Genomic DNA, 14673 nt, shown 5'->3' with positions numbered 1-14673 from the left:
CGCCGCCTCCAGCTCGGCCCGGGCCAGGGCGTTCCGGCGGAACACGTCCACGGCCTTGGCCATGGCGCCGAGCTCGCCCGCGGCATCCTGCGAGGGCACGACCACGTCCGTGTCCCCGCTCGCCAGCCGCGCCATCGCGTCGGTCATGCCGGCGATCGGCAGGATGATGCTGCGCGCGATCAGCACGGCCAGCGCCCCGCCCAGCGCCAGCGCCAGCCCGACGAGGACGATCTGGACGTTGCGCGCGCTGGCCACCGCGGCCTCCACGCCCCGGGCGTTCTCCTCGACCGCGACGTTGATCAAGTCGCGCACGGCGTTGCCGCGCGCCTCGATCGTGCCCACGCGCGGCTTGATGCCGGTCTCGAACGTCGTTTTCAGGATGTCCAGGGCGCTCGCGGTCGCCCGGAAGTCGCGGCCGTAGCCGCCCAGACTCTCCGCGACGGCCTGGGTCAGGGGCGCGAAGGCGCCGGCACCCTCCGCATCCTGGAAGGCCTTCAGGGCGGCCTCGGCCTTCTCGACGTTCTTGGCGAAGGTGGCCGGCCCGCTCGGGTCGAGCGTCGCGAGGAAGCGCCAGTTGGCGACGCGCACCAGCAGCACGGCGCTCTCGACGGTCTGGGCACGGCCGAGCAGCGACTCGCTGGCGCGCGTGCGCACTTCGGCCACCAGGGTATTGGTCGCGCGGGTCAGGGCGTCGCCGCCTCCGAACAGGCGCTCCTTGGCCTGGGTCAGGGCGACGCCCGCCGCCCCGAGGCGGTCCAGCTCCCCCTTCAGCGACCGGGCGACGTCGCGGATCTCCACGTACAGCCGGCGTCGCGACTCCACCGACGCCAGTCCGATCAGCGTCTCGGCCGTCTCCTCGAGGCCGCGGCGCGCCTGCTCCAGGGTGGCGATCCGTTCCGGCGTGGGCGCGAGTCGGTACTGCTCGGCCTCGCCGGTCAGGCGCGCCGCGAGGCTGTTGACCGTGAAGATCGTCCGCGCGATCCGCTCCAGCTGGCCGCGTTGCACGTACCGGTCGTTGATACTGCCCTGCTGATAGAGCGAATACCCACTAATGCACGCTGCGATGAGAACGAGCAGCCCAAAACCGACGTAGAGACGTTGGCGAATCCCGATTTTCATGAATGGTGAATCCGTTCGTCGATCAGATCTTGATAGATCACGGGCCGCAAAGTTTCTCCCACATTTCAACATTTACCCATGTTTTTCAACAGGACGACAGGATGTTTCGATTTTATGCCGTCAATGTCGGAAAATTATGAGAGCATTGATTGAAAATTACTCAGATATAACAGACACAATCTGTATGCTCATGTAATCGGGGATCTGGTCCGCCCGTATGCGTGGCACCAGCCGCCGCGGACGTGCTGCGTCCGCGGGTCATCCCGACCGCGTCCCCTTCGGGTGGGTCCGGGGATCGGGACGGCCGAAGCGTGCGTAGAGCGCCGGCAGCACGACCAGGGTCAGGAGGGTGGCGCTGATCAGGCCGCCGATCACCACGGTGGCGAGCGGCCGCTGCACCTCCGCCCCCGTGCCGGTGGCGAGCGCCATCGGCACGAAGCCCAGGGAGGCGACGAGGGCGGTCATCGCCACCGGCCGCAGCCGGGTGAGGGCGCCCTCGCGGATCGCCGCACGCAGCGGAAGGCCTTCGGCGACGCGCTGCTTGATGGCGGTCAGCATCACGAGGCCGTTCAGCACCGCCACCCCCGAGAGCGCGATGAACCCGACGGCGGCCGGCACCGACAGCGGCATCCCGCGCAGCCACAGGGCCGCGATCCCACCGGTGAGCGCCAGCGGCACGGCACTGAACACCAGGAGCGCGTCCCGGGCGCGGCCCAGGGCCGCCGTGAGCAGCAGGATGATCAGGACGAAGCAGGCCGGCACCACCACGGCGAGGCGCGCCCGAGCCGAGGCGAGGTTCTCGAACTGTCCGCCCCAGGTCAGGGAGGCGCCCGCCGGCAGCGGCACCCGGTCGGCGACCTTCGCCTGCGCCTCCGCCACCAGGGAGCCGATGTCGCGCCCGCGGACGTTGGCGGTGACCACGACCCGGCGCCGGCCGTTCTCGCGGCTGATCTGGTTCGGCCCCTCGCTCACCGAGAAGCGCGCCACCTGCCGCAGGAGCACGGAGGCGGCCCGGCCGTTCGGGCCCGGGGCGGCGGATACGGGAAGCGGGACGGGCAGGTTCTCCAGGGCCTCCCGGTCCTCGCGGACCCGGTCGGTCAGGCGCACCACGATCGGCACGCGCCGGTCGCCCTCGAACACGAGGCCCGCATCCCGGCCGCCCATGGCGGCGCCGATCACCTCCTGGATCGCCCCGGTGCTGAGCCCCAGCCGCGCCGCCTCGGTCCGGTCGATCCGGATCTCCAGGACCGGCAGCCCGGCGATCTGCTCGACCTTGACGTCGTCGGCGCCCGGGATCCCCCGCAGGATCGCGGCGATCCGGTTGGCGGTCTCCAGCATCGGCTCGAAGGCGTCGCCGAACACCTTCACGGCGAGGTCGCCCCGGGTCCCGGCCAGCAATTCGTTGAAGCGCAGCTGGATCGGCTGCGAGAACTCGTAGGTGTTGCCGGCGAGTTCGCCCAGGGCCGCCTCGATCCGCTCCTGCAGCGCGGCCTTCGACAGGGCCGGGTCGGGCCACTCCGCCTGCGGCTTGAGCATCACGAAGGTGTCGGAGGAATTCGGCGGCATCGGGTCGGTGGCGACCTCGGCGGTGCCGGTCTTCGAGAACACGTCGGCGACCTGCGGGAACCGGGCGACCGCCTCCTCGACCTTGAGCTGCATCGCCTGCGACTGGGTGAGCGACGTGGAGGGGATCCGGGTGGCGTTGAGCGCGATGCTCTTCTCGTCGAGGAGCGGGATGAACTCGGTCCCGAGCCGTGCGGCGAGGAGGCCCGCGCCCGCGAGCAGCAGCAGCGCCGCCCCGACGCAGGGCCCGGGCGCCCGGATCGCCGCTCCGAGGATCGGCCGGTAGAGGGCCTTCAGGAGGCGCAGCAGGGGGTTCTCCGCCTCGGTGACCCGCCCCGTGATCGCGATCGCGATCAGGGCCGGCACGAAGGTCAGGGACAGCACGCAGGCCGACGCCAGGGCGAGGATGACGGTCAGCGCCATCGGCTGGAACATCTTGCCCTCGACCCCCGTGAAGGTCAGGAGCGGGACGTAGACCAGGATGATGATCGCCTGCCCGTAGAGGGAGGGGGCGATCATCTCCTCGGCCGATTCCCGCACCGTCTCCAGGCGCTCCTCCAGGTCGAGCCTGCGCCCGAGGGCGTGCTGCCGCGCGGCGAGGTGGCGGAGCGCGTTCTCGGTGATGATCACCGCCCCGTCGACGATGAGCCCGAAATCGAGCGCCCCGAGGCTCATCAGGTTGGCGGAGATCTTCGCCTCGACCATGCCGGTCACGGTCATCAGCATGGCGGCCGGGATGACCAGCGCGGCGATCAGCGCGGCCCGGACGTTGCCGAGCAGCAGCACGAGGACGACGACCACGAGGGCCGCGCCCTCGGCGAGGTTCCGCGCCACCGTCCGGATGGTGGCCTCGACCAGCCGGGTCCGGTCGAGGAGGGTCCGGACGACGATCCCGGGGGGCAGGGCCCGCCGGATCTCGGTCAGGCGGGCCTCGACGGCGGCCGCCACCGTCCGGCTGTTCTCGCCGATCCGCATCAGGGCGGTGCCGATGACCGCCTCCCGCCCGTTCTCGCTGGCCGAGCCGGTGCGCAGGTCGCGCCCGATCCGCACCGCGGCCACGTCCCGGATCCGCACCGGCACGCCGCCGCGGCTGGCCACCACCACGTCGGCGATCGCCTCCGGGCTCTCCAGCCGCCCGGCCGCCCGCACCACGTAGCTCTCGCCGTTGTCCTCGAGGTAGCGCGCGCCCTGGTTGGCGTTGTTGGCCTGGAGCGCCCGGGCGACGTCCGCGAAGGAGAGGTCGAGGGCGGTCAGCGTCGGGGGGTCGGGCTGGACGTGGTACTGCTTCTCGAAGCCGCCGATCCCGTCGACGCCTGCGACGCCGGGAACGGACTTGATCTGCGGCCGGATGATCCAGTCCTGGACCGTGCGCAGGTAGGCGGCCTGCTCCAGCTCCGATCCGAGATCCTGGCCCTCCGGGGTCCGGTAGCGCCCGTCCGGCTGCCAGCCCGGCCGGCCCGCCGGCACCGCCTTGCGCTCGGCCGGCGGCGCGTACTGGACCGACCACATGGTGATCTCCCCGAGCCCCGTGGAGATCGGGCCCATCCGCGGCTCGACCCCGGGCGGCAGGTCCTCCCTGGCCTGCGACAGGCGCTCGGCGACCTGCTGGCGGGCGAAGTAGATGTCGAGGGTCTCGGCGAAGACCGCGGTGACCTGCGAGAAGCCGTTTCGCGAGAGCGAGCGGGTGACCTCGAGCCCCTTGATGCCGGCGAGGGCATTCTCCACCGGGTAGGTGACCTGGCGCTCGACGTCGACCGGCGACAGGGACGGCGCCAGGGTGTTGATCTGCACCTGGTTGTTGGTGATGTCGGGCACCGCGTCGATGGGCAGCCGCGTCAGCGCGGCGGCGCCGAAGCCCGCCGCCAGCAGCACGAGGAGCACCACCAGCCAGCGCTGGCGGACCGAGACGGCGAGGATGCGGCTGATCATGGTCCGCGCCCTCAATGGTCGTGGTCGGCGTCGGCCTTGCCGAGCTCGGCCTTCAGCAGGAACGTGTTGCCGACCGCGATCTCGGCGCCGGCCTCGAGCCCGGCGGTGACCTCGTGGGCCTCGTCGTCGGACCGGCCGAGTTCGATCGCCCGCGTCTCGAAACCCTCGTCCGTGCGCACGAAGACCACGCTCCGGCCCGCGAGGGTCTGGACGGCCGCCTTGGGGATCCGGACCGGGACCGCGTCCCGCGCGATCTCGACCTCGGCGGTGACGAAGGTGCCGGGCCGCCAGGCGAGGTCGGCGTTCGGCAGGGTCACCACCACCCGGGCCGAGCGGGTGTCGGCGTTCAGGAACGGGCTGACGAAGATCACGCGGCCCTCCGCGCGGCGCTGCGCGTCGCCCGGCCGGCCGGGGGTGACGGCGACGGGGGCGCCCTCCCGGACCAGAGCGAGGTCGAGCGTGGGCACCGACAGCTCGATCCACACCGTGGACAGGTCCGCCACCGTGTAGAGGTCCGCCGGATCGCCCTCCTTGCCGACCGCCGTGCCGACGTCGACCCGGCGCTCGACGATGCGTCCGGCGAGCGGCGCCCGCAGCGGGTAGCGGCGGAGCGTGGACTGGTTCGGCGTGGCCTCGTCGCGCTTCTGGGCGGACGCCACCTCGGCGGCGTCGAGGCCGAGCGCCGACAGCTTCTGCCGGGCGAGATCGACCCGCAGCCGGGTCTCCAGATAGGCGGCCCGGGCGGTCTCGAAGGCCGCCTCCGAGGCGCTGCGCGAGGCGAGCAGCTTCTGCTGGCGCTCGAAGTTGATCGTCTGCAGCTCGGCCTGGACCTGGGCGGTGAGGTACTCGCTCTTGGCGTCGGCGACCTCCCGGCTGTCGAGGATCGCCACGACCTCGTCCTTCCCCACGGCGTCGCCGAGGCGCTTGCGCATCTCCGCCACGGTGCCGACCACCCGGGCCGGGACGCGGGCGATCCGGTCGGTGTCGGGGGTGATGGTGCCGGGCACGAGGAGGTGGCGCGCCAGGGTGCCCCCCGCCACGATCCGGGTGGCGATGGCCTGGCCCGTCACCTGGTCGGGCCGCATCCGGATCACGCCCGGGTCGGGGGCCGCGCCCTCGGCCGGCGCGCCGTCCGCGTGGGCGGCCTTCGGCGGGGCCGCGGCGCGGTCGGGATCGGGGCTCCCGTCGGCGGACGGGGGCCTGCCGATCCCGGTGGCCATGAGGGTCTGCCGGAGGAGATCGGGCAGGGCGGGCAGGGCACCGCCGAGGGCGATGCCGACGGCCAGAAGAGCCACGGCGAGGACCGCCGCGAAGGCCTTGGACGGGAGGATGCGCATGGGTCGGCCGCTCGGCCGGGACGGCGGGACGCCGCGCGCGGCGGCCCCGTGGGTCCCGTTCAGGTGTCACGTGAGGGCGGGCCCGGCGCCCAATCGGGCGTCCGGGCGGGACGCCGCCCGCGGGCGGCGTCGGCTCACGCGCGCGGAGGTCGCGGCAGCCGGTCGGGCGTGACGGAGGAATGGCCCTGCGCGAGGGCGGCGGCCAGCGGCCGGCCCGGGACGGGCGGCGGCGCGACCGCGGCCGCGTCCAGGCGGGCGGCCTGATGGCAGCCGCAATGGAGGTGCTCGCCGAGGCCGGGATCGACATCCCCGGGCGCAGCCGGCGCGTCGAGCACCGGCCCCGCGCTCCGGCCGTGATGGCCGCTCGCGTGGAAGGCGAGGTCCGCCGCGAGACCGGCGCCCGGGGCGGCGACGGTCAGCGTCAGGACGAGCGCGAGCATGCGGGCGGCGATCGCCCACCAATCCCGCGCCCGAGCCGCGCGCCTCTGCCGAACCCCGAAGGCCATCGTGACGCTTATGGGCGATCCGGTGCCGCCGGGACAAGGGCCGACCCGGCGCCCCGGCCGCCCCTCAGGCCGCCAGCCGGAGAACCCAGTCGTAGAAATCGGCCCAGGTCTCCGTCCGGAGCGGCCGGTCCTGGGCCGGATCGGCCGCCGCCTGCCCCCGCACGTCCCGGGGGGCGCAGCCGAACTCGGCGCGGAAGGCCTGGGCGAAATGCGCCGCGCTCTCGAACCCGCAGCGATACGCGATCTCGGAGATGCGGGCGAAGCGCCCGTCGCCGGCGGCCAGGTCCCGGTAGGCACGGGCGAGCCGGCGCTGCCGGACGTAGCCCGACACGCCCCCGAGCGGGGCGAACAGGCGATACAGGGCGCTGCGCGAGACGCCGAACCGGCGGCCGAGCGTCTCGGCGTTCAGATCCGGAGCGGCCAGCTCGGCCTCGATGAAGCGCCGCATGAGGAGGAGGAACGGCGCGCCGTCCGGCGCCGCGCCGGCCCGCGCGTCGCCGGACGTGCCCAGGGCCGCCGTGCCGAGCAGGACCGCCGTGGCCTGCGCGGCCGCTGCGGCCTCCGCCGCCGAGAATCCGGTCGCGTGCGCGCGCAGCGCCCGCAGGTGCGCGTTGAGCATCCGGCCGAAGGGCGTCTCCCCCCGGATCACCGCCCCGTGCAGGGTATCGAGCGCCCCCTGGTCGGCGCCGAAGAGCGGGCGCGGCAGCACCACCGTGAGGGCCTGGTAATCCGTGGAGCTGGCGGAGAGGGGGCGCGACAGGTCGAACAGGCAGATGTCGCCCGGGGCGCAGTCCCGCTCGCCGCCCGCCGCGATCCGGGCGCGGCCGGAGAGGCGCAGCTGCGCCAGGATGTGATCCACGCCCATCCGGGCCACGAGGCCGCGCTCGCGCTCGAACCGCAGACCGGACGCGCTCGCCCGGCACAGGATCGCGTTGCCGAGGTGATGCACCTGCGAGTGCCCGCGGAAGTCGGCCACGTCCTCCTTCCGGATCGCGAAGGTCCAGAACGGCGCGACCGCATCCCGCCAAGCCGCGGCCTGGTGGGGGCCCGGCCTCTCGGTCTCGAGGTGCAGGATCGAGTTCGAACGCATCGCCCGCGTCGTGCTCCCCGGCGACGGAATAATCGTCTAAGTGGCCGTGGTACAATGATTCCGCTGGCCTTGAAAAGGCTTGGCGGTTTCACGGACGGCTCCGGAATCCGGAGCCGCGCCGCGCTCCGTCTGGCGCCCTGGCGGCTCCGGAGGCCGGCCCCAAACAAAACGTCCCGCGAGCCGGACGGCCGCGGGACGGGAAGGTGCACGGATGTGAGCGCCGGTGATGTCGGCGCTGATGGTTAAGGTTGTGTTACCGTCCGCTGGGCGCGGCACCGCTGCCGGTGGCGCCGTTGCCGGTGCTGTTGTCGCCGGCCGGCGCGCCGGAGGACGACGTGTTCCCGTTGGGCGTGCTCTGCGCGGCGGCCATCCCGGCGCTGCCGGCGACGAGCGCGAGGGCGAGCAGGGCGGACTGGACTGTTCGGCTGGTCATGGCTCTCCTTGGATCCCTGTCTGGTTCTCGACGGGCTGGCTCGGGGTTCCATCCTCGGGCGCTGGTCCCCGACGGACGGGTCCGAGGGGACGAGCCAGGCCGGCCTCACCGCGACAACGGGTGGTGCCCGACCCTGTTCCGGTGCGCGTCCGTCCGGGCGCTGCGGCGCATTCGACCGGGAACACGGGGATGGAACCCAAGCTTGTCCGAGGGCAACCCGGGAGCGTGGCGTGAAGGTGTTCCGGATCATGCAGGCGGCGACCGGCGCGATCCTCTGGATCGGCGCCGCGCTCGACGCCGTGGCGGCGCTCGACACGATGGCCCACGCGGCCGGCTATCGCGACCGGACGGCCCTCCCGCCGGACCTGCGGGCCGGCGGCCTGCACGTGGAGGAGGTGGAGGCCTGAGCCGCGCGACGCGCCGCGGACCCGCCTCCGGAGAGATCGGAGACCCATCATGACCAAGCTGTTCATCGCACAGGTGCGCCAGGCGGACGGCCAGGAGCCGCTCGTCACGGTCCGGGCCGAGGCCGAGGGCGAGGCGCGCCTGTTCCTGACCGCCGCCTACCCGGACGCCGCGATCACCGGCCTCGCCGAGCCCGGCGACTGGACGAGCGACGCCGATACCGGGACCCGGGCCGGCGACATCCGGGAGCATCCCGGGGTGACCTGGCAGCCGCCGTCCAGCCTGGCCGGCTGAGGCCGCCCCGCGCCGACGGTCGCCGGGTCGGCCCGGGGCCGCCGGGGAACCGGGCCGACCGGAGAATCGTTCGTTTCGCGACAAATGGAGCGATGGGATTCACCCGCCTTCAGCGCGCGGCACCGAGACTGCGGCATGACGTCAGGCGATCCGACACCGCGGCTCCTCGCGGCCGCGGCCTCCCTCACCGGGACCGGGATCCTGATGTGCCGCCCGGATCCGTCCGTCGACGGGATCCTGATCGGCCTGCTCTGCCTCGGGCTCTGGGCGCTGGGGACCCTCGCGGCACGGCCGGGGCGCGTGGCGCGACCGGCGCGGTCGGCCCGGCCGCGGGTGCTGGAGGCCGTGATCCTCGAGACGCCCCGGGCCATCCCGCAGCTGCTGCCCGCCCCGCGGCCGGCCTCCCGCGCCGGCGCCTCCCGCCTGCCCGAGGTCCCGACGCATCGGCAGCGGGTCGTCGAGCGCCACACGCGCCAGCGCCCCTAGGGACGCGTCCGCGGCGGGGCCGACAGGCTCACGATCCCGCCATTGGGCGGGTCCGGAGGGGCTCGGCCCGGAACCGCCGGGATCATCGGGCCCCTTGCCAAGCGGCGGCGCGAAGCTCCGGTCCGGCCGCCGGCGAGGACAGCGACCCATGCTCGATCGACCCATCATCGGACTGGCCGTCTGGCTCTCGAAGCCCGTCGGCTTCCTGGTGACCTGCTTCACGGTCACGGCGGGCCTCGGCGCCGGCGCGCTTCTCAGCTTCAACGATCACTGGGCGCTGGTCTTCAACCTGTTCCTGTCCATCGCCGCCATGCTCCTGGCGGGCGTCATCCTGGTGGCGGGCGCCCGCGACACCGGCGCCATCCAGATCAAGCTCGACGAGCTCATCCGCGCCATCGAGACCGCCGACGACCGCCTGGTCGGGATCGAGGCGCGCAGCGCCGAGGAGCTGGAGCTGATCCGGCAGGGCAAGCACCCGGAGCTGATCCCGGCCTCCGAGCCCTGATCGTCCACCCGGTGCCCGGCGCGGGCGTTAGCCGGGAGCCGAGCCGACGAGACGACCTGCCCGGCGAGGCCGGCCCGGGACTCCCTCGCGCGACACGCCTGCGCGCCGGACCGCCGCGCGGCCGTGCGGCGCGATCGGTCTCATTCTAGGACCGGATGAATTCTGGTATGGGTCGATCTCGAAAAGCCGCGCTGTGAAGTATCGACCGATTGAAGCGCCGGCGATCCGGGCGCTTGCGGTCCAGTCCGGTCGTGAGGTCGAGATGGCGCCTGTCCCTCCACCGCCGCCCTACCGGCTCCAGTGCATCGTCCACCGGGAGAGCACCAGCGGCATCATCATCCACGACGAGCAGATCCTCGGCACCTCCGAGGCCGCCGCGGTGGCCGACGCGAAGGCCCGCTTCGCGCACCTGCTCGCCGGCCGGTCGGGCTCGGCGGCCCTGAGGGACGCGGCCGGGCGCGTCGTGTGGTCCGCGCGGCCGGACACGCCCCCCGGGGCGGGGGCGCCCCGGGCCGCCGCATCCGGAGCGGACGCGCCCGATCCCGGGCCGCCCTGAGCGGAGGCGCCCGGACCCAGTCGGCCCGGCGGGGGCCCCGTCGCCGGCCGGTCGGCGGCACCTCAGCGTCGCGCGACGTGCCGGCAGAAATTGTCGAGAATGGCTGCCCAGCCGCTCTGCTGCTGCGCGCGGGGAAACTGGGTGTCGGGATCGAACGAGACCTTCAGGCCCGTCTGGTCGCCCGCCGGCGTGAACTCGACCACCGCATGGCGATCACCGAACGCGTACTCGATCCGCGCGTGCGGGATGATCCGGGTGTAGGTGCCGTCGAAATCGAAGCCCCCGCTGCCGTCCTTCGCCTCCATGCGCGACGAGAACGTGCCGCCCTCCCGGAGATCGACGCGCGCAGACGGGCAGTGCCAATCGTCGGAGGCGAAATTCCACTGCGTGATCTGATCGGGCGACGTGTAGGCATCCCAGACGACCGCGACGGGTGCGGGCGCCGTCGCCGCGACGGTGATTCGGTCCTGCGCCATGGGCGGTCTGCATCCAGCTGGTGTCGGGCCTGCGAGGGCTGACCACACACCGGATCCTCCGCGGTGGCAACCGCCCGAACGAGGCTCCGGGGGGGGCTCGGCCGACCCGGGTCCGGTCCGATGCGCCTCAGCGGTGCGGCTCCAGGTCGATCACCGGGCCGCCCACGTCGAAGAATTCGGCCTCGTACGACAGGGTGTGGTCCGGTTCATCCTCCTCGCGGCGCCCGAACGGCAGGAGCGACGACAATCCTCCGAGGCAGAACGCTCCGGCTGCGAGGGCAACGAAAATCGCGATGCTCATGACGAAACCCTCGGACGCAGCCTGCGGAGGCATCACGCACGGTTAAGATTAAGGTCCGGTTCCCGGCTGGTGCAATCGGAGTCTGCGCGGCCGGCCCGGGCTCACCGCCGGGGCGGGACCTTGTCCTGCTGACGGTCGACCTCGTCGCGCACGCCGCGGCCGGCCATCAGGATCTCGGCCATGAAGGCGCCGATCGCCGCGACGGTGCAGATCAGCGCCGTCCCGAAGCACGCGAACAGGATCGACGCGGTGGCGGCGTCGCGCAGCGCCCCGACGAACAGGGTCAGCACCGCCAGGCCGATCAGGCCGCCCCCCAGGGAAGCCAGGACGACCGCCACGTCGAGGAGGAGGGAGCGCCGCCGCAGGTAGCCCAGCCGGCGGGACAGGCGCGCGGCCTCGGCTTCCGGCGCCCGGGCGGCCTCCGCCGAGAGGGCGTCGACCTTGTCGGAGATCCGGCCGAGGCGGGTCGAGAACACGTTCAGGAGCGTCGCCAGAGCCGACAGCAGGAAGGCGGGCGCGAGCGCCACCTGGATGATGTGCGCGATGCTGTCGGGCTCGGCGGAGCCGAGGGAGAAGCCGAACATCGGCGCGCTACTCCGCCCGCTTGTGGGTCACGCCCCGTCGCCCGTCGGGGCGGGGCGGGGCGGGGAGGGGGGCTCGCGGATGCACCATGCGGGGAGCGTGATCACGGAAGGGCCTGCGCGGGCAAGCTGTCGCCGCGGCCGCCGCCCGTGGCCGGGCCCGCTTCGTCACGCGGGCGGCCGCGCCTGCGTGACGAAGGCCGACGGCACGGCGCGCCGGATGCAGGCCAGGGAGGCCGCGACCTGTGTCCGGCTCAGGAACGGCCCGAACACGACCGGCGCGGCGCCGGGGGGCGTCTCCGCGAAGACGTCGCGCGCGTCGACCCGGGCGATCAGGCCGCACGCCCGGCCCGCCCGCGCGATCGCGACCTGCTCGGGGGTCATCCCGTTCGGCCCCTCGGGCCCGATGAAGCGCGACAGCAGCGTGCTGCGGACCGAGCCGGCGTAGATCCACCAGCCGACCGTGTCCTCCTCGACCGCGCCGGCCGCGCGCGGCGGGCCCAGGAGCGCCGCGGTCACCACCAGGGCGAAGGCCGCGCGCGCCGACCCGGCGCGCCGGACCGCCGGGCCCCCGTCCCGATCGGCTCCCGTCCCGGCCCCGCCCGGCACCGTCAGCCCGCCGCCGACTGCAGCGCGCCCGGCTGCGGCTCCGGCGGCGCGCCCGGCGTCCCCGCGCCGGTCATCCGGCGGTCGACGGCGGCGAGCGTCTCGAGCAGGCGCTTCCGGATCCGGGCCGCGCCGTCCGCCTCCAGGGCGTCGACGTCGATGTAGAAGTCGATGCCCCTGGCGTGCTCGGAGAAGACCGACTCGGGGGCCTCGGCGGCGAGGTCGCCCTCGACCGCGTAGGGGACGACGTCCCGGCTGATGCCCTTCATGCGGATCGGATCCTGCGGGCTCGCCCGGACGATGTCGCTGATGAGCGCGTAGGTCTCGTAGCTCAGCGTGATCCCGCCCGGCGCCGCCACCGATTGCAGGCGGGCGGCGAGGTTCGCCTCGGCCCCGATGATCGTGTAGTCCATCCGGTCGTCGCTGCCGAAATTGCCGACGTTGCAGTACCCGGTGTTGATGCCGATCCGGGCCTGGAACGGGCGCTCGATGCCGGCCCGGCGCCAGCGGGCGTTGAGCTGGCCGAGCCGCTTCTGCATCTCGATGGCCATCCGGACGCAGGCCTGCGCGTCCTCGCGCACGCCCTTGGTCTCGGGATCGCCGAAGAACACCAGGATCGCGTCGCCGATGTACTTGTCGACCGTGCCGCCGTGCTTCTGCGCGATGGCGGTCATCTCGGTCAGGTACTCGTTCAGCAGCGCGGTCAGCTCCTCGGGCTGCAGCCGCTCGGTGGTGGCGGTGAAGTCCTTGATGTCGGAGAAGAAGATCGTCAGCTTCTTGCGCTCGGTCGTCACCGACACGTCCCGCTCGCCGCTGAAGATGCTCTTGTAGACCTGGGGCGAGATGTACTTGGCGATCTGGACCGAGATCGACGCCAGGAAGCCGTTCGATTCGGTCAGCTCGCGGTTCATCCGGTCGATGAGGCGGGATTGCCGCGCCTGCAGGAGCAGGAAGGTGGTGCCGGCGAGGGCCGCCAGGATGAAGTAGCCGAGCAGGTATTTGAACGCGAGGACGTTGGCGGCGATCGGCTGGCGCAGGACGATCTCCTGGATGCCGCGCACGTCGCCGACCTTCCAGTCGGTCTTCGGGCTCAGGGGGTGCGCGTTGTGGCAGCGCACGCAGGCGGATTCCATCAGGATCGGGGCGGCGATGCGGACCTGCCGGTCGAAGATCGAGCCGGTGGTCTCGCTGATGACGTGGGATTGCGGGTGCTCGCGCAGATCCGCCAGCGCCCGGACCTCGAAGGCGTCGAGGTCGTGGGGCTTGCGGTCCTTGAACGGCAGGTCGGAGACGAAGCGGTACTTGAGCGCCCCGTCCACGCCGCTGATCCGCTCGCCGAGTTCGAGGGAGAGCGTCGCGGGGATCGGGATCGCGTTCGGCACGCCCTTGTAGTCGTGCGTCGTCACCACGCGGCCGGTGGCGCCGTTGACCGCCTGGACGACGTCGCTGGCGTAGAAGCTGCGCATCTGGTCGATGACCCGGCCGGTCTCCACGGCCTGCGTCTCCAGCATCCGCTCGGACAGGCCGCGCAGGTCGAGCCAGACCGCCAGCGGCAGCCCGGCCAGGCCGAACAGGATCGCCCCGATCAGGAGGGGGCCCATGATCCGCTGATGCCGCGCGGTCCGCTCGCTCACGCCCGACATCTGCCGCTTCTCCACAGGCCGAACGTCCCGCCCGCGCCCGGGGCTTGGCGGACGCCGACAGACCCGGGCCCGCCACACGGCCCGGCGAGTCGCCGGCATACGGCCGGTTTACAATACTGAGCCGTTTTTTTCCAAGAGCATATCCCCCTCGTCACAGACCCAGCGCGTGTCGCGCCGCCACGAGCACTGTTCAGGCCCCGGCAGAGCCGGATCCGACCGGGGAAGAACGATCGGTATAGCCTGCCGGACCCGGGGGGCGCCCCCGCATCGGCCGGGCGCCCCCGGTCCGGGCCTCGCGCCCGTTAATGTTAATCACCGGTTGTCCCCGACGGCGGCTTGCGGGCCGCCCGCCGGTCGGGTTTAACAAACGATGAAGCTTCCCGGTTGGTCCTGGGGACATTCACGAACAACTCGAGCCCCGTCCGCCCCCGTGCGACGGGGCTTTTTGTTTCCGGACGCCGCCGGATCCGGAGCGTGATCTGAATTAATGTTCATCCCGCCGCGGATGTGCCATAACGCACCTGCTTGTTGTGGTCGGAGGGCCCTGCCCCGGCCTGTTGCAGCGCTGCACTATCGCGTGGCCGCATCCTGCAGTTCCTGTCGCCGGGCACACATCCCGCACAACGGGAGACAGAGGACCCAATGATCAAGAAGCTTCTTCTCGCCAGCGCCGCCACGGCGCTCCTGACCGGCGCCGCCGCGGCCGCCGACCTGCCGCGCCGGGCCGCCCCGCCGCCGGTGTTCACCCCGGTGCCGGTGTTCACCTGGACCGGCGCCTACTTCGGTATCAACGCCGGCTACGCGTTCGACGCCAGCAGCCGCAGCAACGGCTCGGCCTTCGGC

16 protein-coding genes and 1 pseudogene are annotated in these 14673 nt (G+C 72.9%); 6 read left to right on the top strand and 11 right to left on the bottom strand.

The window, feature by feature from the left end; translation table 11 throughout:
* The 6 genes from MKL01_RS02945 to MKL01_RS02920 all read right to left on the bottom strand — a co-directional run.
* Nucleotides 1–1005 (bottom strand): HAMP domain-containing protein (locus tag MKL01_RS02945; RefSeq protein WP_243903743.1); only part of this gene is annotated, 1005 nt, incomplete at its 3' end.
* A 372-nt stretch (nucleotides 1006–1377) separates the two neighbouring features.
* Nucleotides 1378–4611 carry an efflux RND transporter permease subunit gene (locus tag MKL01_RS02940; RefSeq protein WP_243903742.1) on the bottom strand — a complete coding sequence of 1078 codons (3234 nt, stop codon included), beginning with the start codon at nucleotides 4609–4611 and terminating at the stop codon, nucleotides 1378–1380.
* Between the two features lie 11 nt (nucleotides 4612–4622).
* Nucleotides 4623–5948, bottom strand: coding sequence for an efflux RND transporter periplasmic adaptor subunit (locus MKL01_RS02935; protein ID WP_243903741.1), 1326 nt, complete (start codon nucleotides 5946–5948; stop codon nucleotides 4623–4625).
* A 134-nt stretch (nucleotides 5949–6082) separates the two neighbouring features.
* On the bottom strand, nucleotides 6083–6388 hold the full coding sequence (locus MKL01_RS02930) for a hypothetical protein (RefSeq protein WP_313901433.1): 306 nt from the start codon (nucleotides 6386–6388) through the stop codon (nucleotides 6083–6085).
* A gap of 130 nt (nucleotides 6389–6518) precedes the next feature.
* A complete protein-coding gene (locus MKL01_RS02925) occupies nucleotides 6519–7544 on the bottom strand; it encodes a helix-turn-helix domain-containing protein (protein WP_243903739.1) in 1026 nt (341 codons plus the stop codon).
* Between the two features lie 253 nt (nucleotides 7545–7797).
* On the bottom strand, nucleotides 7798–7977 hold the full coding sequence (locus MKL01_RS02920) for a hypothetical protein (protein WP_243903738.1): 180 nt from the start codon (nucleotides 7975–7977) through the stop codon (nucleotides 7798–7800).
* Between the two features lie 230 nt (nucleotides 7978–8207).
* Between MKL01_RS02920 and MKL01_RS02915 the strand changes: the two genes are divergently transcribed.
* The 5 genes from MKL01_RS02915 (at nucleotide 8208) to MKL01_RS02895 (ending at nucleotide 10223) form a co-directional block, all read left to right on the top strand.
* A complete protein-coding gene (locus tag MKL01_RS02915; protein ID WP_243903737.1) occupies nucleotides 8208–8384 on the top strand; it encodes a hypothetical protein in 177 nt (58 codons plus the stop codon).
* A gap of 49 nt (nucleotides 8385–8433) precedes the next feature.
* Nucleotides 8434–8676 (top strand): hypothetical protein, encoded by a 243-nt coding sequence (locus tag MKL01_RS02910; RefSeq protein WP_243903736.1) that lies wholly within the window; start codon nucleotides 8434–8436, stop codon nucleotides 8674–8676.
* Between the two features lie 135 nt (nucleotides 8677–8811).
* Nucleotides 8812–9162 carry an energy transducer TonB gene (locus tag MKL01_RS02905; RefSeq protein WP_243903735.1) on the top strand — a complete coding sequence of 117 codons (351 nt, stop codon included), beginning with the start codon at nucleotides 8812–8814 and terminating at the stop codon, nucleotides 9160–9162.
* 148 nt (nucleotides 9163–9310) lie between these two features.
* Nucleotides 9311–9667 carry a low affinity iron permease family protein gene (locus tag MKL01_RS02900; protein ID WP_243903734.1) on the top strand — a complete coding sequence of 119 codons (357 nt, stop codon included), beginning with the start codon at nucleotides 9311–9313 and terminating at the stop codon, nucleotides 9665–9667.
* 262 nt (nucleotides 9668–9929) lie between these two features.
* Nucleotides 9930–10223, top strand: a complete 294-nt coding sequence (locus MKL01_RS02895) for a hypothetical protein (RefSeq protein ID WP_243903733.1) — start codon at nucleotides 9930–9932, stop codon at nucleotides 10221–10223.
* A 62-nt stretch (nucleotides 10224–10285) separates the two neighbouring features.
* Here MKL01_RS02895 and MKL01_RS02890 read toward each other — a convergent pair whose 3' ends face one another.
* The 5 genes from MKL01_RS02890 to MKL01_RS02870 all read right to left on the bottom strand — a co-directional run bounded on the left by MKL01_RS02890 (nucleotide 10286) and on the right by MKL01_RS02870 (nucleotide 13830).
* Nucleotides 10286–10699: an SRPBCC domain-containing protein gene (locus MKL01_RS02890; RefSeq protein WP_243903732.1), complete on the bottom strand. Its 414-nt coding sequence runs from the start codon at nucleotides 10697–10699 to the stop codon at nucleotides 10286–10288.
* A gap of 127 nt (nucleotides 10700–10826) precedes the next feature.
* Nucleotides 10827–11000 carry a hypothetical protein gene (locus MKL01_RS02885; RefSeq protein WP_243903731.1) on the bottom strand — a complete coding sequence of 58 codons (174 nt, stop codon included), beginning with the start codon at nucleotides 10998–11000 and terminating at the stop codon, nucleotides 10827–10829.
* A 101-nt stretch (nucleotides 11001–11101) separates the two neighbouring features.
* Nucleotides 11102–11584 (bottom strand): DUF2721 domain-containing protein, encoded by a 483-nt coding sequence (locus MKL01_RS02880; protein ID WP_243903730.1) that lies wholly within the window; start codon nucleotides 11582–11584, stop codon nucleotides 11102–11104.
* A gap of 165 nt (nucleotides 11585–11749) precedes the next feature.
* Entirely contained in the window at nucleotides 11750–12190 is a 441-nt protein-coding gene (locus tag MKL01_RS02875; RefSeq protein ID WP_243903729.1) for a hypothetical protein, read from the bottom strand.
* A gap of 2 nt (nucleotides 12191–12192) precedes the next feature.
* The gene (locus MKL01_RS02870; RefSeq protein ID WP_243903728.1) at nucleotides 12193–13830 is read right to left on the bottom strand and encodes an adenylate/guanylate cyclase domain-containing protein; all 1638 of its coding nucleotides are present in this window, start codon (nucleotides 13828–13830) and stop codon (nucleotides 12193–12195) included.
* A gap of 642 nt (nucleotides 13831–14472) precedes the next feature.
* Here MKL01_RS02870 and MKL01_RS02865 point away from each other — a divergent pair.
* A pseudogene (locus tag MKL01_RS02865) lies at nucleotides 14473–14673 on the top strand (porin family protein); the annotation flags it as partial.

The sequence above is a fragment of the Methylobacterium sp. J-070 genome (assembly GCF_022829385.1).
Classification (GTDB): domain Bacteria; phylum Pseudomonadota; class Alphaproteobacteria; order Rhizobiales; family Beijerinckiaceae; genus Methylobacterium.
The sequence above is the reverse complement of the archived record's forward strand: the minus strand, read 5'-3'. Positions and strand labels throughout refer to the sequence as shown.